Here is a 24,866-nt window from a genome sequence, read left to right as displayed (position 1 = left end):
CAGATCCAAACACAACTCAAACTGAATAAACACAGTAACTGTGGGGGGAGCGGTGCGACGATTCGACTTGCTCCCGATAGCGGTGTGTCAGTCAATACATCTGGCACTGATATTCCGCCATCGAGAGCAAGTCAACGGTCGCACGCCCCTCCCACAGGTTCAGAGCCACGCCAACATTGTGTAGATACCTATGCTGCGCTGAGGTCCTGAAGGACGACGCTGTTACTGCGCTCGTGCCTCGCCGTATCCATCTACTACGCGATCAACCAGCAACTGCACGCCCTCTACCATTCGACAAAGCCCCAGCACCATACTGCGCTGCGGACCATCAACTTCAAAAGCGAGATAAGTCGCGATGGCACTGATGGATTCCAGATCCTGAGAGGCGTTGACCAGCACGGTTTCGGTGTCGAGGTTGGGGCGAAGGGTGAAGAGCAGGTTTGAATCTGAAGGAGGGTTTGGGCTGTCTTTGATCATGGTGTAGTTCCTGAGGTTAAAGGGCTACCACCAAGTTTTTCTCACGAACTGAAGGTGGCAGCTGTACGCGGAGTGAGAAAACCAAGACCCCAGGAGCTTGGCCACGCCGAAGCGTGCCCGCGCACAGCCGCCATAACAGCGAGCATAAAAAAAGCGTCTGCACTGTATACGGTGGGCGCTTTTGCGCCAATGGAGTAGTTCGGATTTCTCACGTCCGGTCGCTGAATTGGCAGCGACTAGGAAAGACTAGTGATGCCTATGCCTAGCCGCAACCCTAAAAGGTCGTAGGAAGAAACTGGTTTCAGTGACCCGGTGCAAGGCGCGCCCTACTCCGCTGTACGAAGTTTCTTTTTCTGCTTTCATTGCTCAACAGCTTGTCTCTCCAATGTTAGGTTCCGCCGGAAGAACCTAATGCAAAGGACGCATGCAATGCCAAACCCAACGGCGCCACCCGGTGTATCACTCGGTGAAAATATGGCTACCGCCTTTCATAAAAAGAATGTGCTCAAGGCTGGATCAGCCTTTATGTATTCGTGGTTTTATACTCAAGTCCGAAATCGTGGACCTTGGGACTACAAGCAAATTTCCAAGGAGTATGAAGCGTTCGGAAACTTTCATTATGGTGCCGTAGGTATTGCTGCTGGTTTCAGTGAAGAAGTGCTTTTGCGTGCTGCTGGTCTTGCTCAGAATAGGGCCGGCTCGGACAAATCTGAATTTGGGAACTGGTGGGGCAGTGCGCCATTCGGCGATGATCCGGTCGATCAATATTGGATCAAGGAAGGAATCAGGTATGCCAGGTTCAGGAACTACTAAAAGATCGCTCTATTCAATTGTTACTACGATCGCGCTGCTGCTTTGCTTGTTTTACATCGGTGGTGGCTGGCTTTTTTCTCCGAGCCGTCCGCAACTGACGGAAGTTGTGCTTCGAGCACCTCTGAATGCTGAGGCATCCGTCTATGGCGTAAAGGATGACCGTGGTGGTGCAACGGTTCCATTCAGCTACCGCTACTACGTTTATCGGACGTTGGCCGACGACCATGAAATATTGTCTGCGCTCGAAGACGCCGGTCCGTTTCTGATTACTCGTGACGCCTCGCCAAAGGTTGATATGCAGGGCCGTACAATCATTATCTCGGTGATGGGAGAGGTGTCTGACTATCACAGCAGCACGTTGTATCGACATGCCGATGGCGGTCACTACACGACAGTGAACGTTTTCCTCAACAGCCGGCCGGAGGATTGAAATTTACGGTGGATCAATCAGTGATATTTGACTGAGCCACCGTTATCGCAGCATGAGTATCTACACAACCGCAGAGGCTGGCGAATTCCCCTGTGGTGAGCCATAGATTTTCGCTCTGCGGAAGTTGTGTAGATTACCTATGCTCATCGGGAGCAAGCCTTATCCCACATTGGACCCCGCCGCTTGTTAGATCAGCTCTCGAGCCAGAAACGGCGCGGTGCGGCTTTTTTTGCTTTTGGCGACTTTTTGCGGCGTACCGCAGGCAACCACCTTGCCGCCCAAGTCCCCTGCCCCCGGGCCGATATCGATCACCCAGTCACTTTGCGCCACCACGCGCATTTCATGCTCGACCACGACCACCGTGTGTCCTGCATCCACTAGATGATTAAGCTGGCTGAGCAGGCGATCCACATCGCGCGGATGAAGCCCGGTGGTCGGCTCATCCAACACATACAAGGTCGCGCCCCGGGCATTGCGCTGCAGCTCGGTGGCCAGTTTGATGCGTTGCGCTTCGCCGCCGGACAGTTCGGTGGCCGGTTGGCCAAGACGCAGATAACCCAGGCCGATATCCCTCAGCACCTGCAACGGACGCAGCACGCCCGGCTGCTCGGCAAATACCTCGACGGCCTGTTCAACGGTCAAGCCCAGCACCTGGGCGATGTTCAAGCCTTGCCATTTGATCGCCAATGTTTCCGGGTTGTAGCGCGCCCCGTGACAGGTCGGGCACGGCGCGTACACGCTGGGCATGAACAGCAATTCGACGCTGACAAAGCCTTCGCCCTCACAATGGGGGCAACGGCCCTTGGCGACGTTGAAGGAGAACTGGCCGGCATCGTACTGGCGCTTTTTCGCGGCGGGCGTAGCGGCGAACAGTTTGCGTACGGTGTCGAACAGCCCGGTGTAGGTCGCAAGGTTCGAGCGCGGTGTGCGGCCGATGGGCTTCTGGTCCACCTGCACCAGGCGGCGGATATGCTCCAGCCCGCCGCCGATGCGGCCACCACTGGTTTGCGGCGCGTCGTCTTCCAGGCTCGGTTCTTCGTCGTTTTCGACCGTCCGCCCGAGGCCCGCGCCTACCAGCTCCAACAGCGCCTGGCTGACCAGGCTGGACTTGCCCGAGCCGGAAATTCCGGTCACCGCCGTGAAGCAGCCCAGCGGAAAATCCACGCTCAAATCGTTGAGGTTATTGCGCGTCACGCCTTCCAACTGCAACCAGCCCTGCGGTTCGCGGCGCACCTGATGCGATGGGCGCGGCTCAGCGAACAGGTACTCACGGGTCTGCGACGCCTGCACATCGGCCAACCCGGCCGGCGGCCCGCTGTACAACACTTGCCCGCCATGTTCACCGGCCGCCGGGCCGACGTCGATCAGCCAGTCGGCGCGGCGCATGGTTTCCAGGTCGTGCTCCACCACAAACAATGAATTGCCCGCTGCCTTCAAACGCTCAAGCGCGGTGAACAGCGCTTCACCATCCGCCGGGTGCAACCCTGCCGACGGCTCATCCAGCACGTAGATCACGCCAAACAGTTGCGAGCCCAGTTGCGTGGCCAGACGCAACCGCTGCAACTCCCCGGACGACAAGGTTGGCGTGCCGCGCTCCAGGCTCAGATAACCCAAGCCCAGCTCGGTCAAGGTGCTGACCCGCTCGAGCAAATCCTGGGCGATACGCTGCGCGGCCAGGCGCTTTTCCACCGACAGTTTCATCCGGTCCTGCCCCGCCGCCACGGGGCGCAGCAACTCGGCCAGTTGCGCCAACGACAGCTGCGACAACTGGCCAATATCCACCCCGGCGAACTTCACCGACAGCGCCGCTCTGGTCAAGCGCTTGCCCTCGCACAACGGGCAGGCACTGCCCTGCATGAACTGCGCGACGCGCTTTTTCATCAGCGCACTTTGAGTGTGGGTGAAGGTGTGCAGGATATAACGCCGCGCGCCGCTGAAGGTGCCCTGGTAACTCGGCTCCAGTTTGCGTTTGAGCGCGTCGCGGGTCTGCTCGGGGGTGAAGCCGGCGTACACCGGCACTGTGGGGGTTTCTTCGGTGAAGAGGATCCAGTCGCGCTGTTTCTTCGGCAGCTCACGCCACGGGATATCCACGTCATAGCCCAGGGTCACCAGGATGTCGCGCAGGTTCTGGCCCTGCCAGGCCAGGGGCCAGGACGCGACCGCGCGCTGGCGGATGGTCAGCGATGGATCAGGCACCATCAGCGCTTCGGTCACTTCATAGACGCGGCCCAGACCATGGCATTGCGGGCACGCGCCCTGGGGCAGGTTCGGCGAAAAATCCTCGGCATAGAGCATGGCCTGGCCTGGCGGGTAGCTGCCGGCGCGGGAGTACAGCATGCGGATCAGGCTCGACAAGGTGGTGACGCTGCCCACCGAGCTGCGCGCACTCGGCGTGCCGCGCTGCTGTTGCAGGGCCACGGCCGGCGGCAGGCCTTCGATGCTGTCCACATCCGGCACGCCGACCTGGTCGATCAGGCGTCGCGCATAGGGCGCCACCGACTCGAAATAGCGCCGCTGGGCTTCGGCATACACCGTGGAAAAGGCCAGGGACGATTTGCCCGAACCCGACACACCGGTGAAGACCACCAGGGCATCGCGTGGAATGTCCACATCGACGTTGCGCAGGTTGTGCTCGCGGGCGCCACGCACGCGCACGAAGCCCTGGGGTTGTGCGGTGATCGGCGGGATGTTGCGCTGTGAAGTCATGGTCAACCTTGTCTTGCGGTGAGCACGCTGCGCACCCTCAGCGTCAGGGCCTCGGGGCTGTAGGGCTTGCTCAGCAGATGAATATCGGGGCTCAGCAAATGGTTGCTGGAGAGGATGTCGCGGGTATGACCGGAGGTGAACAGTACCGGCACCGCAGGTTCTTGCGCGCGCGCCCAGTCGGCCAGGTCGGTACTTTTATAGCGGCCGGGCATCACCACGTCGGTGAAGATCAGTTCCGGTTTCAAGCCCGCCTGCAGCTTCGCCATGGCCTGGTCGCCGTCTTCTGCCGTGAGGACGGTGTAGCCCGATTGTTCGAGCACTTCCACCACGGTCAGGCGCACGCCTTCATTGTCTTCGACTACCAGGATCGTCTCCTGGCCGCCCACCGACACCACGGGTTCAGCCTGTGCCTGCGGGCATTCTTCGCCCAGGCTGCGCGGGAAATACAACTGCACCACGGTGCCCTTGCCTTCCTCGCTGCTGACGTCGACATGGCCACCGCTTTGGCGCACGAACCCGAACACCATGCTCAAGCCCAGGCCCGTGCCGTGGCCGTCGCGCTTGGTGGTAAAAAACGGTTCGAACACCTTGGCCTGGATCGCCGGCGACATGCCCACGCCCGTGTCGGCCACGGCCAGGCGCACGTATTCACCGGGGCTGATGCCTTTGCCAATGCAATCTTTGGGATTAAGAATGATGTTTTCGCCACTGATGCGAATCACGCCCTCGCCTTTCATGGCATCCCGGGCGTTGATCGCCAGGTTGAGCAAGGCGTTTTCCAGTTGGTTGCGGTCGACGTGAATGCGCCAGGGATCGCGCGGTAATTGCACATCAATGTGGATGGTTTCACCCAGGGCGCGCTGCAACAGCTCGCCCAGGTTTTCGTAAATGCGCAGGGGGTTGTACACCGCTGGCGACAACGGCTGACGCCGGGCAAAGGCCAGCAGTTGCGTCGACAATTTGGCCCCGCGCTCCACGGCGGCGATGGCCGCATTGACGCGACGCTGCACCTGGGGGTTGTCCGGTTCATGGCGGGCCAGCAGATGCAGGTTGCCGGCGATCACTTGCAGCAGGTTATTGAAGTCATGGGCCACGCCGCCGGTGAGACCGCCGATGGCTTCGAGCTTTTGCGACTGGCGCAGCTTGTCTTCGGCGGCCGAACGCGCCTGCACTTCGGCGGCCACGCGTTGCTCCAGGTTGTGGGTGAGCTCCTGACGCACCTGCTCGGACTTCACCAGTTCGGTGGTCTCCACCACAATCGCCAACACCCCGGCCGGCCGGTGGTTGTCCCCGGCGACGGGGCTGTAATACAGGTCCAGCCACACCGTTTCCGGCTGGCCGTTGCGCAGCAGCACCAGGTCCTTGTTATTGAACGACAGCGTACCGCCGGCCAGGCAGGTGTCCACCACGTGCCGGTTGAAATCGGCCACTTCCGGCCAACCCAGCTCCACCGGGGTGCCCAGCAGGTACGGGTGGCGGCCACCGGCAAACGCCGAGTAGCTGTCGTTGTAGATCATGTAGCCCAGGCGCCCCCACAGCATCACCATCGGCACCGGCGATGCGAGCATCATTTGCACGGTACAGGCCAGGCTGGTGGACCACTGGTCGATGGGGCCGAGGTCGGTTTTTGACCAGTCAAAGCTGCGTATGCGCTGGGCCATTTCACCGGCCCAACCTTCACAGCCATGGGAGTTGGATAAAAATTGCATCGTTGGGCTCTGGGCAAAGAGAGGACAGTCGCAATTTTTGGAGCTTACACGGAGCAGATGGTTTCATTCGCTATAAATTTGGCAGTTATCGTCGTGCAGTCGTCCGGCCTCAGTGAAAATCCCGGCTGCGCACATGAATGCCCTCCAGCAACGAGGTGAGGTCGGTCAAACGCCCGGCGATCAAGTGCCGCACCTCGCCCACCGCCTCCCAGCGTCCATCCACCTTGAGGAGTCGCGAGGCGACCAGGGCCTGGCGTTGACGTTCGGCCAGGTCGCGCCAAACCACCACATTGAGGTTGCCGAACTCATCTTCCAGGGTGACAAAGGTCACGCCACTGGCAGTGCCTGGACGTTGCCGACCCGTGACCAGGCCGACCACGCTTACATTGCGCCCATGCTCCACCGCCATCAGCTCGCGGGAACTGCGGCAACGCCGCTTGCGCAGCTCATCGCGCAGCAACGCCAGCGGGTGCGGGCCGAGGGTGGTGCCGATTGTGGCGTAATCGGCGTGCAGGTCCTCGCCCACCGTGGGTGTCGGCAATGCCACCACGGTTTCATCGGGGCTGGGCAACCCGGCAAACAGTCCCAGTTGTGTGTGCACCCCGGCCACCTCCCAACGCGCCTGATGCCGGTTGCCGGCCAGGGCGCGCAAGGCACCGGCGTCGGCCAGCAGCGCCTGGGCGCGGGCATCGAGCCCGACGCGTTGGTCCAGGTCGGCAATGTCGCGAAATACGCCGCGCCGGCGTGCCGCTTCAAGGCGGCGCCCATCGTCTTCGCGAAACCCCGAGATCATGCGCAAGCCCAGGCGGATCGCCGGTTGCTGGCCATCGATGGGCTCCAGGCTGCAATCCCAGTCGCTGGCCTGCACATCCACCGGGCGGATCTGCAAACGATGGCGTCGCGCATCCTGCAGGATCTGGTCGGGGCTGTAGAACCCCATGGGCCAGCTATTGATCAACGCACAGGCAAACGCCGCCGGCTCATGGCATTTGAGCCAGCAACTGGCATAGGTCAGCAAAGCAAAACTGGCCGCGTGGGACTCCGGGAAGCCATAGCTGCCAAAGCCCTTGATCTGCTCAAAAATCTGCGCTGCGAAGGCTTCGGTGTAGCCGTTTTTGAGCATGCCGCTGCGCAGGCGCTCCTGATGCGGCTCCAGGCCGCCGTGGCGTTTCCAGGCGGCCATGGAGCGGCGCAACTGGTCGGCCTCGCCGGGGCTGTAGTCCGCAGCAACCATGGCGATCTGCATCACTTGTTCCTGGAACAGCGGGATGCCCAGGGTACGCTCCAGTACCGTTTTCAGTTGCGGCGACGGGTAGGTGGTTTCTTCTTCCTTGTTACGACGTCGCAGATACGGGTGCACCATGCCGCCCTGGATCGGCCCCGGTCGCACAATCGCCACTTCGATCACCAGGTCATAAAAAGTCTGTGGTTTGAGTCTGGGCAACATCGACATCTGCGCCCGCGACTCGATCTGGAACACACCGATGGTGTCGGCCTTGCTGATCATCGCGTAGGTGGCCGGGTCTTCCTTGGGGATCGTCGCCAGCGCCAGGTCGAGGTTGCGATGACGGCGCAGCAGGTCGAAGCAGCGGCGGATCGCACTGAGCATGCCCAGGGCGAGGATATCCACCTTGAGCAAGCCGACCGCGTCCAGGTCGTCCTTGTCCCACTGGATGATGGTGCGCTCGGCCATGGCGGCGTTTTCCACCGGCACCAGGGTGTCCAGCGGGTATTCGCTGATCACGAAACCGCCGGGGTGCTGGGACAGGTGCCGGGGAAAGCCGATCAACTGCCGGGTCAGTGCCAACACGCGGCGCAGCAACGGGCTGTCCGGGTCGAAGCCGGCTTCGCGCAGGCGCTCCAGCGGCGGCGCATCATCGCTCCAGCGCCCACAGCAGTCGGCCAGGGCGTTGATCTGGTCCGGCGGCAACCCCAGCGCCTTGGCCACGTCGCGCACCGCGCCGCTTGCGTGGTAACTGCTGACCACCGCCGTCAGCGCCGCGCGGGTACGACCGTAGCGCTGGAATACGTATTGCAGCACTTCTTCACGGCGCTCGTGTTCGAAGTCCACATCGATATCCGGCGGCTCGTTGCGCTCCTCGGACAGGAAGCGCTCGAACAGCATGTTCGTCAGGCTCGGGTTGATCTCGGTGATGCCCAAGGCGAAGCACACCGCCGAGTTCGCCGCCGAGCCCCGCCCCTGGCACAGGATCGAGCGACTGCGGGCAAAGCGCACGATGTCGTGCACGGTGAGGAAATAGCTTTCGTAGCCCAGTCTGCCGATCAATGCCAGCTCGTGATTGATCTGTTGCAGGGTCTTGGCATCGATACCCTCCGGCCAACGCTGGGCGATGCCTTCTTCGGTGACGGTACGCAGCCAGGACGCTGCGTCATGCCCCGCGGGCACCAGCTCGCGCGGGTAGTGATAGCGCAACTGGCCGAGGTCGAAGGTGCAACGGCGCGCGATGCTCAGGGTCTCGTCAAGCAAGGCCTGCGGGTACAACGCACTCAACGCATCGAGGCTGCGCAGATGGCGTTCGCCATTGGGGTGCAGGCGGGTGCCGGCCTCGGCCACCGGCACGTGATGACGGATCGCGGTCATGGTGTCTTGCAGGGCGCGGCGGCCACGCGCATGCATGTGCACATCACCGCAGGCCACCGCCGGAATCCGCAGGCTGGCGGCCAGGTGCAGGCGTTGCTGCAAATGGCGCGCATCGTCCTGGCCACAGTGCAGGTGCACCGCCAGCCACAGGCGTTCGGCGAAGGTCTGGCGCAGCCATTGGATCGAGGTCTGGGTGTCGGTGTCTTCGGCCACCCATAGCGCCAGCAGGCCAGGCAGTGGCTGCGCGAAATCCTCGTGCAGCAGGCGATAGCTGCCCTTTTCCGCCCGCCGTCGGGCCAGGGTAACCAGGCGGCACAGGTGCTGGTAGCCGCTGAGGTCCTCCACCAGCAATACCAGTTTCGGGCCGTTTTCGATGCGCACTTCGCTGCCGATAATCAGTGGCAAGCCCACCGCCTTGGCCGCCTGCCAGGCGCGCACGATGCCGGACAAGGTGCATTCATCGGTAATCGCCAACGCGCTGTAGCCCTGACGCCTGGCCCGCTCGAACAACTCCAGCGCACTGGAGGCGCCGCGCTGGAAGCTGAAATTGGACAGGCAATGCAGCTCGGCGTAGCTCATGCAAACCAGCCTTGCAGCCACAGGCCATCGGCTTGCCCCACCGTGCGGTAGGCCCAGCCTTGCTGGCCGGCGCGGGTGCGGATCAGGTAGTAGTCGCGGCGGATATCGGCGCCGTCCCACCAGCCGGATTCGATACGTTCGGGGCCCATCAGGATCTGTACGCCCTGTTCGGCCAGCAACGTGGGTTCATTGAGCAACCAGCCGGGGCGTTGCACCTTGTTCAAGGGCGGGCATGGGCGGCTGTCGGCCGCCGCTTGCCAGGCGCACTCGGGACGGTGGTCGGCATGAAAGCGCAGGCCCTGCACCGCCTCATCCCCCAGGCGTGCGCGCAGGCGTTCGCGCAGTTGCTCCCAGGGCAGGGTCTGATGCGGGCGGTCATCGAACAGGTCCTGGCGCTGCGGCACAAACACCGGCAGGTCCTCGGCCACCAGGCGAAAACCGCGTACCGGTGAAGTCACTTGCACCTGCTCCAGACGCCCGCGAGCCAGCTCGAAGAGCATCGCCGCTTCACGCTCGGCGCTGAGCAGGCCGACCTTGATCACGCTGTCGGGCGCCTGGGCGTGTTCCAGGTGCAGGTCGAAACGCTGCACGCCACTGTCGCGACCACACAGAAATGCCGACAAGTCGCCGGTCAATCGACGCAGGGGAAACAGCAGTGCCTGGTGGGACTGCACGTCGTAATTCAACTCGATGCGTACATCGAACCGCTCCGGCGGCTGGTAAAACCCAAGGGCCAATGGGCGTTGCCCGGTCAGCGCATCCAAATGCTTGAGCACCGTGGCGTCGAAGCGTCGCGCCAAGGTGTGCCGGGGCAAAGCCTGCACCTGGGCCAGGGTGCGCAGGCCCATGCGCGACAACGCGGTGGCGGCCTGGGGCTCAAGGCCGGCACGCTCGACAGGCAGCGGCGCCAGGGCTTGCGCCAAGGTGTCATCGCCAACGGCCAGGCCATCGTAAAGATTGGCCAGTACCCGTGCCGCCGCCGGGTTGGGCGCGGCGACGATACGGTGGCGAAAGCCCAGTTCGCTCAGCTCTTGGCGCAAACGCGCTTCAAACCGCGGCCAGGGCCCGAACAATCCCAGGCTCGATTCGATTTCAAACAGCAAGGCGCGTGGGTAATACAGGCTGACCTGGGAGCTGAACTGATAGGCCCAGGCGGCCAGGAACTGCTGCCAACGCTCGATCTCGGCAGGGTCGTATTCGGCACTGGCAAAGGTCTTGGCCAGGGCATGCGCCGCCGTCAGCGATTGGCCGGGGCGCAGGCCCAAGGCGCGGGCGGCGTCGTTGACGGTTTGCAGCACGCGCCGTTGCGGCGTGCCGGCCAGCAACGCCAGGGGTTGGTCGGGCTCGGGGTGCACACGCTGCACCCCGTCCAGGGCCAATTGCGGGAAAACAATACACACCCAACGCATGTCAACCTCAGTGCCCGGCCAGCGCAATCGGCGCCGGATGAGCCAGGCCGCCACGGCACTTGAGCACCCGCACTTGCGCGGGTTTGGCTTCGACGGTAAGACGCAGGGCTGCGGGCGATGAGTTGAGCGCCTCACTGATCGATCGCCAGGCAAACGCCAGCGTCTGCCCGGTTTCCGCCGCCACCTGCAAGCGCCGCAACGCGCGATCATCGGCCTTGCGCGGCCAGCACAACACCGCGCCGCAACTGCCGGAACGCAGGCATTGCTCCACGGCCCACAACACGTCGCGCTCCCCGGCCTGGATCACCGAGAGTTGGCGCACATCCACCCCGGCGTTCTGCCAGGCGTGGGGGTACGGCGTATACGGCGGCGCCACCAGCACAATGCGCTCCCCCGCTGTGGACAAGCGCGCCAGGGTCGGCAGCACCAGTTGCAGTTCGCCGATCCCGTCCCTGGCCATGAGGATTTCACTCAGGGCGACGCGGGCCAACCGCCGCTGGGCAACACTGCATCCAGCGCCGCAAGCCCGGTAGGATGCACGCTGGCCGGCGGCGCAGCAGGCCGGCCTTTCCAGACGCGGCCGCCATTGAACAGCGTATCCAGCGCAACCACGGCCCCCATCAGCCTTGCCTCACCAGGCCGCAGAACACCCCTTCGATGGCCAGGTCCTGGTCAGGCCCCACCACAATGGGTTGATACGCAGGGTTGCGCGGCAGCAGACGCACCCTGTCGCCATTGCGCTCGAAACGCTTGATGGTGACTTCGCCATCCAGGCGCGCCACCACGATCTGCCCGTTCAAGGCCTCGGCACTGCGGCGTACGCCCACCAGGTCGCCGTCGAGAATGCCGTCTTCGATCATCGAATCGCCCTGAACCCGCAGCAGGTAATCCGGGGTTTTCGTAAAGGTGGCGGGGTCCAGTTGCAGGCGGCTGTGCACTTCGGCATCGGCGCCAATCGGCCGGCCAGCGGCAACACGGCCGAGCACCGGCACATCCTGCCATTGCGGACGGGCCGGTTGGTTGAGCAGGCGAATACCACGGGCCTGGTTGGGGTTGACCTCGATAAAACCGGCCTCGGTCAGCGCCACCACATGTTTACGCGCGACGCTGCGCGAAGCAAAGCCGAACGCCTCGGCGATCTCGGCGAGGCTGGGGGGCTGGCCTTGCTGCGCGATACGGTCGCGGATGAAGGTCAGGATGGCGGTACGGCGGGGGGTCAGGGTTGTCATGGAGTACATTTGTACTCCTGTGGGAAATTTCTGACAATAGCCGGTAGTCGCGTGGCAGAGAACGTGAGTTGTCGAAACGTCCCACATAACCGCCGGATAAGCTCTACTCCCCCACCCTGAGAACCGCTGCAAAGTCCCTCGCCTGAATACACAGTGCGAGGGATTGCAGATGGTGATTGTCATTAAGGCCCCAGGCGACGGGGCTGCATCGTGATCAACGGAACCAGCCAAGCCATTGGCTTTCTGGTACTGGCGGCGATGGATTCGAAGGCACGTGACGTCGAGTCCGTCCTCAGCGATTTCCGGGGTTGCCTCAACCACTACGATGCCTGGGCCGAGAGTTTTTTCAGCTTTTCGGCACTGGATGTCGAGCAGGTGTTCAAGGTCGGTAATGAGGTGGCGCTCGTCGCACCCATCAACCGCTCGCTCTTTCCCAGCACCACTGTCGCAGCGTGCCAAGCCACCGGGACCTTGACCCTGGTGCACATGTTCCAGAGTTCACGCTTCGTCCCGATTGGCAATACGCCGGTGGTGCTACAGCGCATCGACCCCAACGGCGGCCCATTGGGCGAGCCCATTCACGACACGATCGGCCCCAGCGGCATCCTCACCCTCACAGGGTGTGATCGTAACCAGAAGTACCGAGTCAGTTTCTACCCCAACGTTTCCAGGAATCACTTCAAGGCGCTCTACGCCTCCTACCAGTCAGTGATTGCGCCGCTGGAAGACTGGCTGCGCAGCGAGTGGAGCAGCACGTTCGGACCGCTGTGGAAGGGTTATTCAGAAGCCAACTTTCTCAAACGCTACCTCCTCCTGCATCAAGCCTATGCCAGCGGGTTTGGCGATGCACTGTACGCACTCTGGGACAACCTCAAGCAACTTTACCAGTGGCTGGGCAACCCGCTGGCCAATGCCGAAAAGCTGCTGCACTACCTCTCCCAGAACGAATTCGAACAATTGCTCGCGTTGAGCACCGAAACCCTCGCCAAGGGTTTGCTGATGCTCAGTGACGAGCCGCTGTTGTTTATCCATCTGGCGGCGCTGGTCAGCTGGATGCGGATGCTACCGCCCCCGTACATGAACGAAATGCTCGGAGAGATCAGCGCCGAAGTGCTGATCAATTTGCTGCTTGGACTGGCTACCGGCGGCATGGGCATGGCGGTGCGTATGAGTTCGAAAGTACTCGGCGCTATCAAGTCTGCGCGTGTGCGCAGGTGGCTGGAACAGATAGCCATGCAGTTCGGTACAGCGCGTTTGGAGGGGCATACCGACGTCCTGAAACCGGTGTTGCTCAAGCGTGAGGCCGTTCCTGTCAGGACCGTGCCGGATGTGCCGTTGAAGGCTGGGGAGCAGGTGGTTTCGAACCCTGTTCCGTTGGTTCGTAGCAAGTCCCAGCAGACGGTGTTGGTCAGGCAGGAGCATGTCGACGATGTGCCTGTTTCGGGGAAAAACCCGAACGGGGATGCGGCGGCGGCTTCGGACAAGACCGTGACCAATGGGTGCCCGGTGTCGATGGTGACCGGGGAGGAACTGCTCACGCTCACTGACGGCACGTTGGACGGGATTTTGCCGTTTGAGTGGACGCGGCTGTATCGCACCAGTGCGGTGGAAGTGGATGTTGGGTTGGGGTTTGGTTGGAGTCATTCGCTGGCGCAGCGGTTGGTGGTTTCAGGCGATTCGGTGGTGTGGACGGACCATGAGAATCGCATTACTTCGTTTCCGATGCCGACTGTTGCTCACCCGGCGATCACCAATAGCCTCGCCGAAGCGGCGATTTATTTGGGGTCTTCGCCGGATGAGTTGGTGCTGGCCCAAGCGTTGCGGTTTTATCACTTTCGCGACGGTGTGCTGGTCTCGATCAGGGATGCGTATGACAACCGGCTGCGGATTGCCCGGGATTTTATGGGCCGTATTGAGCGGCTGGATAACGGTGTCGGCCGTTCGTTGTGTTTGCGTTATGAGCTGGGCCGCATCGTGGCGGTGGATTACCAGGTTCAGCGGGCCAAGGGGTATGAGCCTTACGAATGGGTGACGGAGCAGAGCGTTGTTTCCTACACCTATGACGACTTGGGACGACTGGTTTGCGCGACCAATGCGGTAGGCGAAAGTGAGGTTTATCGGTACGACGAGCAGCACGTCATTCTGGAGCGTGGACTGGCCGGTGGCGCGAGTTTCTTCTGGGAGTGGGAACGCTCTGGCAAGGCGGCACGCTGTGTCCGGCACTGGGCCAGTTTTTCGCAGATGGATACGCGGTATGCCTGGGATGATGACGGCCGTGTGGTCGTGCATAACGCCGATGGCAGCCAGGAAGTGTATGTCCACGATGAGCGTGCGCGACTGGTGCAGCGTATCGATCCGGACGGCGCACAGCATTTCAAATCCTACGACGCTAAAGGCCGGCTGACGGTCGAGCAGGATCCGCTCGGGGCGGTGACGGCGTATCAGTACGACGACGCCGGACGTTTGGTGGCGGTGTTTCCGGGGGATGATGAGCCGACGTCCTACGAGCATGACAATGGCTTCGTACGGGTTGTAAGGCGGGGTCAGGCGGTCTGGAAATATGAGCGCAATGACCAAGGCGATGTCATTCGCAAGACCGACCCTGACGGTACTTCCACAGACTACAGCTACAACAAATACGGCCAACTGACGGGAGTTTGGTATCCGGATCACAGCTGTCATCGCCTGGTGTGGAACGAACGCGGCCAGCTCATTGAGGAGCAACTGCCCAATGGCTGCGTGCGTCGCTATCGCTACGACGATCTAGGCCGCCAGATTGCCCGCGAAGATGAACAGGACGCGCTGACCCACTACCAATGGGACAGCGCAGGGCAAGCCTGCTCACCACAAGCCAACAACCTGATCAACCGAAATTGCCGACTCACCACCCCTCTTTCAACATCCGCAACTCCAAATGCTGCAACAACATAATCGTTTTCCCATCCACAATCTCCCCGCTCTGCACCATCCCCAGCGCCTGCTCAAACTCCAGCTCCAGCACTTCGATATCTTCGCCCTCCTCCTCCAACCCACCACCGCTGCCAACCCGATCCCCCGGCTGGTACTCGCCGATAAAAAAGTGAATGCGCTCCGTCACCGACCCCGGGCTCATGAACGCCGCATAGATCTTTTCCACATGTCCTACGCGATAGCCGGTCTCCTCCTCGGCCTCCAGGCGAATACGCTCCTCGGGGCTGGCGTTGTCCAGCAACCCGGCCGCTGTCTCGATCAGGTAACCAGGATAGTCATTGACGAACGTGGGCATGCGGAATTGGCGAATCAGCAACACCGTGCGCTGCTCGCGGTTGTACAGCAGGATGGTTGCGCCATTGCCGCGGTCATACACCTCGCGGGTCTGGGCTTGCCAGCTGCCGTCGCGGCGGCGCAGGTCGAAGCTGTATTTTTTGAGGAGGTACCAGTTATCCGAGAGGGTTTCTTCGGCGGTGATGCGAACGGGGCTGTTGTCCATGGTCAGGCCTTTGCTCAAAATAAGGAGACATTGTCAGCGCTGTCACACTTTGCAAGCAATCACCCTCAACGACTGTCGAATTTATACCTGTCTGTGTAGGCCATCTGGTAAAACCCCTGCTTCACCTTCGCCCTGGAACCTTCATGTCTTCTCGTTTTCTGTCGCGCTTGCGCCTGCGCTGGCTCCCCCTGCTGTGCATGGCGTTGTTGATCGTTGGCCTGCCGGTGGGTTGCAGCGTGCTGCAACAAAAGGAGCGTGAGCTGGTGTTTCGCATTGAGCCGGGCACCGCCAGTTGGTACAGCGGCTTGCCCAAGGCGGTGCAGGAATTCGAGCTCAAGCCCGCCCGTTTCAAGTCGGGGCAGAACATTCATGCCTGGTGGTACCCGGCCGACAGGAAGGACGCACCGGCGATCCTCTACCTGCACGGTGTGCGCTGGAACCTCACCGGGCAGCTGTTTCGGATCGAGCAATTGCATGCACTGGGCTATTCGGTGCTGGCCATCGACTATCGCGGTTTTGGCCAAAGCAAAGGTGACCTGCCCTCGGAAACCACGGTGTACGAAGATGCACGCATCGCCTGGGAGCGTTTCCAGGTGCTGCAGCCGGACCCGAGCAAACGCCTGATCTACGGGCACTCGCTGGGGGGTGCCGTGGCCATCGACCTGGCGGCCGAGCTGGGCCAGCAAACACCGCTGCCGGTGCGCGGGCTGGTGATCGAATCCACCTTCACGTCCCTGGCGGACGTGGCCACGGCGGTGGCCAATACCTCATTGCCGGTGCGCTGGTTGCTGTCGCAGAAGTTCGACTCCATCGACAAGATTGCCGATATCCATATGCCGTTGCTGGTGGTGCACGGCCTTGACGACCGCTACGTGCCACCGCGTTTCAGCCAGCAATTGTTTGAAGCAGCCCAGCAACCTAAACGGCTGTTATTGGTGCCCGGTGCCAGCCATAACAACAGCATGAGCCTGGCCGGTCGCAGCTATCGACAGGCGCTCGATAACCTGATGCAGGCCAGGATGCCGGCGCAGGTTGTCACACACGCCACAAGCCGGAATGGCGACTCATAAAAAGTGCTTTTCGGCACTGGGTTAGCGCTTGGCTGTCAAGCGCAAACCCTGCCCATGCTGGCCCAAATCGGTAGCTGATCAAATATTAACCGCAGGTTAAATCGCCAAGCCAGCCGGGCGTTCGCAAAGTTATCCACAGAGATACCCACGGTTTTCGTGGACAACTCTTTTTATTTTTTTACGATTTTTTTGCTGATTCAATGCTTTCCGGGAATGTCCCCGGCAACAAAATCTCGCGATTCATCTCACGTATATCGTTATACCCATCACGCCGCAATTGGCGGCCACGCAGACGTATTCTGCGATGTCGTCCAGGGGCCATTGCGTTTATAGAGAGGGCAGACTAACCTCGCACAAACCCGCAAAATAGCGCACAAGCATGCACGACACCCATCAAGCCATTGACCTGCCTTCCTTGCGCAAACAGAAGATTCTGTTGCTGCTGGAGCGCGATGGCAAAGTCACCGCCTCGCACTTGGTCGATCACTTTGCCGTGTCCCAGGACACCATCCGCCGCGACCTCGGCGAGCTCGCCGCCGCCGGCCTGCTGCAGCGTGTCCATGGCGGCGCCCTGCCCCGGCCAAAAGACACCGGCAAGGATTTTTTTACCCGCGTTGGTGAAACCAATGAGGCCAAGCGATCCCTCGCCCAACGGGCGGCAGAGCGCGTCGAAGACGGCCAGATCGTGCTGTTCGATTCCGGCTCCACCACGCTGCAGATCGCCCAGTCATTACCGCATTCAATCCGCCTGACGGTGGTCACGACCTCGCCGATGATCGCCATCGCCCTCGCCGACCATCGCGATGTGAAGGTGATTCTGGCCGGCGGCCCACTCAACCCGGCCACGCTCTCCACCGGCGGCCATGAAGCGATACGCCTGATCCAGAGCATCAAGGCCGACCTGCTGTTTACCGGCGTGTGCGCACTGCATCCGCAGGTGGGTATGAGCACGCTGCATTTTGATGAAGTGGCGGTCAAGCAAGCCCTGCTCGACAGTGCCTCACACGTGGTGGCAGTGACCATGGCGGACAAGCTCGGCGCGGTGGAGCCATTTGTGGTGGCGCCGTGCAACCGCATTCACACGTTGATCACCGAGTGGCAGGTGCCGGGTGTGGACGTGTATGAGCAGCTAGGCCTGGAAGTGCTGCGGGTTGAGGTCGAGTAGGTACAGGGCGTCGGCCACGGCGTGGCCGCTGGCGGTGTTGTCGAATATGCACCAGGTAGGAATGCCCTCTGCGGCCGACTGGCCCAAGCGTCGCGCGAAAGCTTGCACACGGTCCGGACCATAGGCGCTGTGATAGATGCGCGGGGAACCGTGCAGGCGCCAATAGCGCACGCCTTGCCAGCCGGCGCAGGTGGGAGCGGCGTCAATCACCGGTGGGTCGGCGGCCACCCGCCCTATGTGCAGGTCCTGCAACATCGACTGCGCCGCCAGCCAACTGGCGTGGCGCGGTTCGAGCACCACATGGCCGACGAAGCGTTGGCGTAGTGCGCTGAAAAATACGCGGGCACTGACGGGCTCATAGCGCAATGAGGGTGGCAGTTGCACCAGCAGGCAACCCAGGCGTTCACGCAATGGCTGGCACTGTTCGAGAAACTCATCCAGCGCGGTTTCACATTGCTGCAGGCGCAACTCGTGGGTGATGCGCTTGGGCACCTTCACCGAAAAACGAAACCCTGGCGGCACGCATTGGCCCCAACGCGCATAGGTTTTCGGCAGGTGGGGACGATAGAACGAGCTGTTGATCTCCACCGCGTTGAAGCGCGACGCATAGCGCTGCAAATGCGTGCCCTCCTTGCTGAACGCCAGCCAGTGCTCACGCGGCAAGCTCCAGCCCGCGCAGCCTATGTACAGCGGTGTGGTCAAGACAACACCGCCGCCGCGTCGGGTCTGAGTTCGCCCATGCTCAATGTCCCAGCGTGCGCTCAGCCTTGGCGGCTTGCTCGTTGATCGCGTCGGTCTGACGCTCGGTGTCCTTGATCGACGTGGGGGTCATGACCTTGTCGACGGTTTGCGTCTCGGGATTCGGATGTTCCAGCGCCTTGCCCTTGTCGGCGTTGCCTTTCTGGGCGTCTTCCGAGCTGACGGGGTCGGGTGTTTTGTCGGCGGTTCTGTGATCGGTCACGGTGCATCTCCAGGCAATTGAAGGCGCGCAAAAAGAGCTGCGCCCTTGTGCAGGAGAGCCTTGGGTATTTCGATAGTTCAAGGAAATTGCAGTGGCGAAATCGGCGCAAAAAAAATTAAACCTTTTGCCCAGGCCCTGGCTCAACAGTCAGGTAACGGCATCCCGCCATGTTCAAGGAGAACCACTATGACCACTCTGCTGATGAAACAAATGGGCCTGACCTTCGCGCTGGTTGCAGGCTCGATGACCACCGCCATGGCCGCCACCTCCAACGATTTTGTCGACAACGCAGCCGAAGGCGGCATCACCGAAATCGAGGCCGGCAAGCTGGCCCTGGAAAAAAGCAGTTCGGCGGATGTGAAGACCTTCGCCCAGCACATGGTCACCGACCACACCAAGGCCAATCAGGAACTGATGACGCTGGCGAAAAAGCTCGATATCGAAGTGCCGGATGATGCCGCCCTGACCGACAAGGCCAAGAAAGCCATCCTGGAAATGCGCGACGAGTCGTTCGACAAGGCCTACGCCAACAACCAGGTGGCGGCCCACGAAAAAACCGTCGAGCTGTTCAAGAAAGAGGCCGCGTCCTCCGATAACGCCGAGCTCAAAGCCTTCGCCACCAAGACCCTGCCGACCCTTGAAGCCCACCTGAAAATGGCCAAGGAGCTGCAAGCCAAGCACGACCATTAATTTTCCAGACAGAGGAGACACTCGATCATGAGTTCGCAACTCGATGGCAAGAAAATCCTGATCATTACGTCCAACACCGGCATCGAGCGCGATGAGCTGGTCAAGCCCCTGGAAGCGCTGCGCGGTTTTGGCGCCACGGTGACCCACGGTTCGAGCAAAGGCGGCACCACCCAGACGTTTGTCGGTGATACCGAAAAGGACAAGACCGTGGAATCCGACGTGCAACTGTCGGACGTCGTCAGCCGCGACTTTGACGCGCTGGTGATCCCCGGCGGCACCGTCAACGCCGACACCCTGCGCCAGGACGCGGCGGCACTGCGCTTGATCAAAGAGTTCGCCGATGCCGGCAAGACCATCGCGGCCATCTGTCACGGCCCTTGGACGCTGATCGACGCGGGCGTGATCCAGGGCAAGACCCTGACCTCGTATAAAAGCGTGCGCATCGACCTGGAAAACGCCGGCGCCGCCGGTTGGGTCGACGCCCAGGTCAAGCAATGCAACGCCAATGGCTGGACCCTGATCACCTCGCGTACACCGGATGACTTGCCGGCGTTCAATGAGGCGATTGCCCAGGCGCTGGCGGCCTGATCGCTGAGCCCTGAACGTAAACAGGCGCCCCGTGGGGCGCCTGTTTGCTATCCGCTTCACACGTCAGCTTTTACGCGAGTCCGCCATCTCGCGCTTGGGCCCGAACATCGCCCAGGCGATCAGCCCCAACAACGGCACAAAGATCAGCACGACCAACCATAAGCCTTTGGTCTCCCAGCCGCCGGTGCTGCGCAACACCACATTGATCGCCCACAATTCCAACAGCAGCAGAATCACCGCCAACCCGATCCAGACATATTCTATTTGCATGCTTCACCTCCTGAGGTCTATGGGTTAAGTCAAGCATCTGCGCCAAGGGTTCCATCGGATTTACACAGCGGTGTGCTCGCGGCTCACAGAGAACATCCAGCACTCAAGGGGTGGCCATGAACGGGAACGGTGTAATGCAATCCCGCTGCGCACCCGACCATGCAAGCTGCACGATACCCACCGTCATAATATTCATACAACTCATTGATAAACATAGGATTTAAACCATCACTCAAGTTGGTACACCTGATGCAACCGTCTACCCGACGAGGCGCGCACTTCGACGTGCCCGAACCCAGACCGTGAGGTTTCATCATGAATGCCATTGACCTTCTCAAAGCCGACCACGAACGTGTCAAAGCCCTGCTGGCCCAACTGAGCGAGTCCACCGAGCGCGGCGTGAAAAAGCGCACTGAACTGCTGGCCAAGCTGGAGATGGAAATCACCCTGCACACCAAGCTCGAGGAAGAGATTCTCTACCCCGCCTTCCGTAAAGCCGGTGGCAAGGAACAGGACATCATGTACCACGAAGCCAAGGAAGAGCACCGCACTGTCGACACCCTGGTACTGCCTGACCTTAAACAGACCGAACCGTCCACCACCGAGTTTTCCGGCCGGGTCAAGGTGGTCAAGGAGTTGCTGGAGCATCACATCGAAGAAGAGGAAACCGAGATGTTCCCTCAAGCGAAAAAACTGCTGGGCAAAGCGCAACTCGAAGAGCTGGGTGCCGAAATGGAAGCCATGAAAGCTGCGTATAAAAAAACCATGAGCGCCAAGTCGATAGCGGCCTGACGCTGCTTGTCGCCTGGTTCCGCCACCGGGGCCGGTTGTTGGAAAGGCTCCGGTTCTTGATCAAGAGGAAGAGGATTGAATCATGAAGTACGTGCAAAGGATGCTGCTTGCTCTGTGCCTCACAGCCCTGTCCGGTCCACCCGCCCTCGCCGCGTTTGGTAACAACCCCACGCGCGCGGCCAACGCCTTGGCCGGCGACAGCGCTGCCGGTTCTGCCCTGCCGCCGGGGACTTACCCGAGCAGCCCTTCCGACAGCGACAAAAAAACCCAGGACACTGACAAACAACAGGAAAAGACCTCCAAACCTGCCGATTCCGATAAAGAACGCCAGAAAAAACCGCGCTCAGGCAGCTGACGGCTCATCCTCACTCGGCGGCTCGGGCGCCAGCCCCCAGTCGCCGTGTTCGTACCAGTCGTCGCCGAGCATCTCGGCCGGGTGCATGGTGCGATCAGAACCATTGCCGCACGCCAGGTCGGCGGCGCCGCAGTAGCGGTCACAGCCCCAGCAGATGCGTTCGGGGTGTTTGGGGTGCAGCGGGAAAGGCTTGGCCATGACAGTGCTCCTTACCGAAGGGCGACATCACCACCCTACCGCTGATACCCATCCCCGGCCTTGACCGATATCAAGCCTGGCAAGCATGAAATATCGTCTGAAGTTGACAAGAATCATTATTATTTACGCCAAACCTTCCTAGACTCGGGCTCTCTCTTCTCACCCGCCTGGAAGCCCTCATGCGTACCCTCTCTGTGCTACCGATCATCCTGCTATTGTCCACCTCCGCGGCGCTCGCCAAGGAGTACCCGATCGGCGAACCGCAAACGTGCCCCGGCCTGGAAATCGGCGCGGTGTACCTGCAACCGATTGAAATGGCCCCGGCCGGCATGATGCGCGCCACCGCCGATTCCGACGTGCACCTGGAGGCCGATGTGCGGGCCACGGCGGACAATGCCCAAGGTTTTCAGGAAGGCAGCTTCGTGCCTTACCTGAACCTGTCGTTCTCGCTGAAAAAACACGGCAGCGACACGCCGATCAACGGCGACTTTCACGCCATGGTCGCCAACGACGGGCCGCACTATGGCGACAACGTCAAGCTGCAAGGCCCCGGCAAATACACCCTCACCTTCAGTGTGCTGCCGCCCACCGGCCACCACTCCCTGGGCCGTCACACCGACAAGGAAACCGGCGTGGCGCCCTGGTTCGAACGCTGCGAGGTGCATTACGAATTCGTCTACGCCGGCATCGGCAAAAAAGGCGGCTACTGATGCGTGGCGCCTTGCTGTTGGGCACAGTGCTGCTCAATGGCGCGGCGTTGGCGGCGCCGTTGCCCACCTATGAACTGAGCCTGCAAGACGGCCATTTCACCCCGCCGCAACTGGTGGTCAAGGCCGGCGAGCGCTTCAAGATCCAGCTCAACAATGTCGGCGCCGGGCCTGCCGAATTCGAAAGCACACCGCTGCGCGTGGAGAAAGTCTTGTCGCCCGGAGTGACCACCTTTGTGGTGATCCACCCGCTCAAGCCCGGTGTGTATCCCTTCTTCGACGAGTTCAACCCACAACTGCCCGAAGGCAGCATCCGCGCCGACTAGGAGCCGTTGATGAATCAAGCGATGTTCATTGTGTGGCGCGAAAGCGTCGAAGCGCTGTTGGTGATCGGCATCTTGCAAGCCTGGATCAGCCGCCAGCACGGCCATTCCCGCCTGGCCCGCTTCCTCTGGGCCGGTGTGCTGTCGGGGTTGCTGTGTTCGGCGGGCCTGGCCGGGTTGATGCTGTGGGCCGGCGATACCATGAGCGGTGCCAAGGGCGAATGGCTGCAAGCGCTCATGACACTGCTGGCCAGCGGCTTGATGGTGCAAATGGTGTTCTGGATGCACCGCAACGCGCCCACCCTCAAGCACAGCCTGCTGCGCGAGGCCGACCAGCGCCTGGCCCATCAGGGCGGTTGGGGGCTGATGCTGCTGGCGCTGTTGGCGGTGAGCCGCGAAGGCAGCGAAACCGTGGTGTTCCTGTACGGCGCGGCGCACGGTTGCACGACACGGCGCTGGGCTTGTTCGCCATCGGCGGCGTGCTGGGCCTGGTGTTGGCCGGTCTCACGGTAATGCTGTTGCGCAGCAGCCGGCGTTATATCTCGTGGTCACGCTTTTTCGCCCTCAGCGAAGCGCTGTTGCTGCTATTGGGCGGCGCCCTGCTGGTGGCCGCCGTGGACCGCATCAGCGGGCAACTGCTGGCCATGGACATGCCCGATTGGGTCTACGACGCCTTCGGTGAAAGCCGCTGGGACAGCAGCGCCCTGCTCAGCGACAGCCATGGCGTCGGCGCACTGCTCGCCGACTTTGCCGGTTACCGCGCCGCGCCCAGCCTGATCACCTTGCTGGTGCTGCTGGGCTACTGGCTGGTGGTGGGCAACGGCTTGCGCCGGTCACGGGCATGAGCTGGTTGCAACAGCTGGGCGATGGCATGCGCCGCCATGCCCGGCTGATCCGTACCGTGCAATGGGCGGTGGTGCTGGCGTATGCCGTGCTGCTGGTGGTGCCGGCCCTGCTGCCGTTGCCAGACAGCCAGGCGCGTCTGCTGAACAACCTGACGCTGCTCGCACAATTTCTGTTCTGGGGTATCTGGTGGCCGTTCGTGTTGCTGTCGATGGTGCTGTTCGGACGCCTGTGGTGCGGCGTGCTTTGCCCGGAAGGTTCGTTGAGCGAATGGGCCAGCCGGCACGGCCGCGGCCTGGGCATTCCGCGCTGGCTGCGCTGGGGCGGCTGGCCCACTGTGGGCTTTTGCCTGACCACGCTCTACGGTCAACTGATCAGCGTGTACGACTACGCTCAGGCGGCGCTGCTGATCCTCGGCGGCTCGACCGTGGCGGCAGTAATCGTCGGCCTGCTGTTCGTACGCGGCAAACGGGTGTGGTGCCGCTACCTGTGCCCGGTCAGCGGCGTATTCGCCCTGCTCGCCCGCCTGGCGCCGGTGCACTTTGCTGTGGATGAACAGCGCTGGAAAACCAACACCGCCCCGCGCCTGCCGCTGCCCAACTGCGCGCCACTGCTGGACATCCGCCGCCTGCAAGGCGCCAGCGACTGCCACGCCTGCGGCCGTTGCAGCGGGCAACGGGGCGCCGTGCAACTGATCGCGCGTTCGTGCAACCAGGAAATCCTCAAGGCACCGCGCCAACCGGGCGCGGCGTGGGACGTGCGGCTGCTGCTGTTTGGCGTGATCGGTCTGGCCATGGGCGCATTCCACTGGACCGCGAGCCCGTGGTTTATCGTCCTCAAGCAAAGCCTGGCCGAATGGCTGGTGGGCCACGACTGGTTATGGCCGCTGCAGGACAATGCGCCGTGGTGGCTGCTGACCCATTATCCGCAACTTAACGACAGCTTCAGTTGGCTCGACGGTTTTTGCATCGTGCTGTATCTGGCGGGCAGTTCATTGCTGCTCGGTGGCGGATGCTGGCTGCTGCTGCGCCTGGCAGCGCGCGTGGCGGGCGATCGTGCACTGTTTCGGCCACTGGCGCTGACCTTGACGCCCTTGGGTGGTGCGGGGTTGTTTTTGGGGTTGTCGGCGACGACGGTGAAGTTGTTGCGGTATGAGGGGTGGGTGTTGGCTTGGGTGCAGCCGGTTCGGGTGGGGGTTTTGGTCGGGGCGATTGGGTGGTGTTTGTGGTTGGGGTGGCGGCAGCTGGATGGGGTGCGTCGGAGTGCCCGGTGGAGTGCCTGGGTTTGGGTGATGGTTGCAGTTTTTTTTGGGGGATTGAGTGAGTACATATCCGTTATTTAGGTAACGGCTGCTATTGGTTCCGCCCTTACGGCGGCTCACTTTTGAAAAGCGCAAAAGTAAGCAAAACGCTCTTGCCCCAACACTCGGTGCCTCGCCTAGGCTCGGCATGCCCTCACTCCGGCTTGAATCCGTGGGCCGC

General features: G+C 61.6%; 22 protein-coding genes and 3 pseudogenes. 13 read left to right on the top strand and 12 right to left on the bottom strand.

Translation table 11 applies throughout. The features are described from left to right. Positions 1-222: 222 nt before the first annotated feature. On the bottom strand, positions 223-477 hold the full coding sequence (locus tag JWR98_RS25000) for a DUF6124 family protein (protein WP_205491479.1): 255 nt from the start codon (positions 475-477) through the stop codon (positions 223-225). A gap of 429 nt (positions 478-906) precedes the next feature. Between JWR98_RS25000 and JWR98_RS24995 the strand changes: the two genes are divergently transcribed. Both JWR98_RS24995 and JWR98_RS24990 read left to right on the top strand, forming a co-directional pair. Further along, positions 907-1,290, top strand: a complete 384-nt coding sequence (locus JWR98_RS24995; protein WP_425273216.1) for a polymorphic toxin type 44 domain-containing protein — start codon at positions 907-909, stop codon at positions 1,288-1,290. Further along, complete coding sequence (locus JWR98_RS24990; protein WP_078733497.1) at positions 1,268-1,720, top strand: hypothetical protein; 453 nt, start codon at positions 1,268-1,270, stop codon at positions 1,718-1,720. Before JWR98_RS24995 ends, JWR98_RS24990 begins: the two co-directional genes overlap by 23 nt. Positions 1,721-1,906: 186 nt before the next feature. On the opposite strand, the gene uvrA is transcribed toward JWR98_RS24990, so the two are convergent. From uvrA to lexA, 6 genes and pseudogenes are all read right to left on the bottom strand, one after another. Beyond that, a complete protein-coding gene (gene uvrA / locus JWR98_RS24985) occupies positions 1,907-4,426 on the bottom strand; it encodes an excinuclease ABC subunit UvrA (RefSeq protein WP_078733498.1) in 2,520 nt (839 codons plus the stop codon). A 2-nt stretch (positions 4,427-4,428) separates the two neighbouring features. Continuing rightward, positions 4,429-6,135 (bottom strand): ATP-binding protein, encoded by a 1,707-nt coding sequence (locus JWR98_RS24980; protein ID WP_205491477.1) that lies wholly within the window; start codon positions 6,133-6,135, stop codon positions 4,429-4,431. Positions 6,136-6,244: 109 nt separating this feature from the next. Further along, positions 6,245-9,337, bottom strand: coding sequence for an error-prone DNA polymerase (locus JWR98_RS24975; protein ID WP_205491476.1), 3,093 nt, complete (start codon positions 9,335-9,337; stop codon positions 6,245-6,247). After that, positions 9,313-10,725 carry a Y-family DNA polymerase gene (locus JWR98_RS24970; protein ID WP_205491475.1) on the bottom strand — a complete coding sequence of 471 codons (1,413 nt, stop codon included), beginning with the start codon at positions 10,723-10,725 and terminating at the stop codon, positions 9,313-9,315. The genes JWR98_RS24975 and JWR98_RS24970 overlap by 25 nt, the downstream gene beginning before the upstream one ends. A 7-nt stretch (positions 10,726-10,732) precedes the next feature. Next, positions 10,733-11,346 (bottom strand): annotated as a pseudogene (gene imuA, locus JWR98_RS24965) (translesion DNA synthesis-associated protein ImuA). Beyond that, the gene (gene lexA, locus JWR98_RS24960) at positions 11,346-11,963 is read right to left on the bottom strand and encodes a transcriptional repressor LexA (protein ID WP_205491474.1); all 618 of its coding nucleotides are present in this window, start codon (positions 11,961-11,963) and stop codon (positions 11,346-11,348) included. The pseudogene imuA and the gene lexA overlap by 1 nt, the downstream one beginning before the upstream one ends. Positions 11,964-12,212: 249 nt before the next feature. Here lexA and JWR98_RS24955 point away from each other — a divergent pair. Beyond that, a pseudogene (locus JWR98_RS24955) lies at positions 12,213-14,789 on the top strand (DUF6531 domain-containing protein); the annotation flags it as partial. Between the two features lie 46 nt (positions 14,790-14,835). Here the strand turns inward: JWR98_RS24955 and JWR98_RS24950 are convergent. Continuing rightward, positions 14,836-15,423, bottom strand: coding sequence for an NUDIX domain-containing protein (locus tag JWR98_RS24950; RefSeq protein ID WP_078733525.1), 588 nt, complete (start codon positions 15,421-15,423; stop codon positions 14,836-14,838). Between the two features lie 143 nt (positions 15,424-15,566). Here JWR98_RS24950 and JWR98_RS24945 point away from each other — a divergent pair, with 143 nt between their 5' ends. Both JWR98_RS24945 and JWR98_RS24940 read left to right on the top strand, forming a co-directional pair. After that, positions 15,567-16,493 (top strand): alpha/beta hydrolase, encoded by a 927-nt coding sequence (locus JWR98_RS24945; RefSeq protein ID WP_078733504.1) that lies wholly within the window; start codon positions 15,567-15,569, stop codon positions 16,491-16,493. Positions 16,494-16,872: 379 nt separating this feature from the next. Continuing rightward, positions 16,873-17,658, top strand: a complete 786-nt coding sequence (locus JWR98_RS24940; protein ID WP_078733505.1) for a DeoR/GlpR family DNA-binding transcription regulator — start codon at positions 16,873-16,875, stop codon at positions 17,656-17,658. Here the strand turns inward: JWR98_RS24940 and JWR98_RS24935 are convergent. Both JWR98_RS24935 and JWR98_RS24930 read right to left on the bottom strand, forming a co-directional pair. After that, entirely contained in the window at positions 17,623-18,360 is a 738-nt protein-coding gene (locus JWR98_RS24935; RefSeq protein WP_225908851.1) for a DUF72 domain-containing protein, read from the bottom strand. The genes JWR98_RS24940 and JWR98_RS24935 overlap by 36 nt on opposite strands. 40 nt (positions 18,361-18,400) lie before the next feature. Beyond that, complete coding sequence (locus JWR98_RS24930) at positions 18,401-18,619, bottom strand: hypothetical protein (RefSeq protein ID WP_078733507.1); 219 nt, start codon at positions 18,617-18,619, stop codon at positions 18,401-18,403. Positions 18,620-18,805: 186 nt separating this feature from the next. On the opposite strand from JWR98_RS24930, the gene JWR98_RS24925 reads away from it, so the two are divergent. Then, positions 18,806-19,309, top strand: a complete 504-nt coding sequence (locus tag JWR98_RS24925; protein ID WP_078733509.1) for a DUF4142 domain-containing protein — start codon at positions 18,806-18,808, stop codon at positions 19,307-19,309. 27 nt (positions 19,310-19,336) lie between these two features. Next, positions 19,337-19,897 (top strand): type 1 glutamine amidotransferase domain-containing protein, encoded by a 561-nt coding sequence (locus JWR98_RS24920; RefSeq protein ID WP_078733510.1) that lies wholly within the window; start codon positions 19,337-19,339, stop codon positions 19,895-19,897. Positions 19,898-19,960: 63 nt separating this feature from the next. Here JWR98_RS24920 and JWR98_RS24915 read toward each other — a convergent pair whose 3' ends face one another. Next, positions 19,961-20,167 (bottom strand): PLDc N-terminal domain-containing protein, encoded by a 207-nt coding sequence (locus JWR98_RS24915; protein WP_078733511.1) that lies wholly within the window; start codon positions 20,165-20,167, stop codon positions 19,961-19,963. A gap of 315 nt (positions 20,168-20,482) precedes the next feature. Here JWR98_RS24915 and JWR98_RS24910 point away from each other — a divergent pair, with 315 nt between their 5' ends. Together JWR98_RS24910 and JWR98_RS24905 are read left to right on the top strand one after the other, a co-directional pair. Continuing rightward, positions 20,483-20,959, top strand: coding sequence for a hemerythrin domain-containing protein (locus JWR98_RS24910; RefSeq protein WP_078733513.1), 477 nt, complete (start codon positions 20,483-20,485; stop codon positions 20,957-20,959). 82 nt (positions 20,960-21,041) lie between these two features. Further along, positions 21,042-21,314: a hypothetical protein gene (locus JWR98_RS24905; RefSeq protein ID WP_205491473.1), complete on the top strand. Its 273-nt coding sequence runs from the start codon at positions 21,042-21,044 to the stop codon at positions 21,312-21,314. Here the strand turns inward: JWR98_RS24905 and JWR98_RS24900 are convergent. Continuing rightward, positions 21,303-21,512 (bottom strand): DUF3079 domain-containing protein, encoded by a 210-nt coding sequence (locus tag JWR98_RS24900; RefSeq protein WP_205491472.1) that lies wholly within the window; start codon positions 21,510-21,512, stop codon positions 21,303-21,305. The genes JWR98_RS24905 and JWR98_RS24900 overlap by 12 nt on opposite strands. A 179-nt stretch (positions 21,513-21,691) precedes the next feature. Here JWR98_RS24900 and JWR98_RS24895 point away from each other — a divergent pair, with 179 nt between their 5' ends. The 4 genes and pseudogenes from JWR98_RS24895 to JWR98_RS24880 all read left to right on the top strand — a co-directional run bounded on the left by JWR98_RS24895 (position 21,692) and on the right by JWR98_RS24880 (position 24,727). Further along, positions 21,692-22,222, top strand: a complete 531-nt coding sequence (locus tag JWR98_RS24895; RefSeq protein ID WP_078825007.1) for an iron transporter — start codon at positions 21,692-21,694, stop codon at positions 22,220-22,222. Continuing rightward, a complete protein-coding gene (locus JWR98_RS24890; protein ID WP_078733520.1) occupies positions 22,222-22,545 on the top strand; it encodes a cupredoxin domain-containing protein in 324 nt (107 codons plus the stop codon). Before JWR98_RS24895 ends, JWR98_RS24890 begins: the two co-directional genes overlap by 1 nt. Before the next feature lie 9 nt (positions 22,546-22,554). Continuing rightward, positions 22,555-23,387: pseudogene (locus JWR98_RS24885) on the top strand (FTR1 family iron permease). After that, a complete protein-coding gene (locus tag JWR98_RS24880; protein WP_205491471.1) occupies positions 23,384-24,727 on the top strand; it encodes a 4Fe-4S binding protein in 1,344 nt (447 codons plus the stop codon). Before JWR98_RS24885 ends, JWR98_RS24880 begins: the two are co-directional and overlap by 4 nt. Positions 24,728-24,866: the final 139 nt, after the last annotated feature.

The sequence above is a fragment of the Pseudomonas lactucae genome (genome assembly GCF_016937615.1).
GTDB lineage: Bacteria > Pseudomonadota > Gammaproteobacteria > Pseudomonadales > Pseudomonadaceae > Aquipseudomonas > Aquipseudomonas lactucae.
This window is presented reverse-complemented; position numbering and strand designations above follow the sequence as displayed.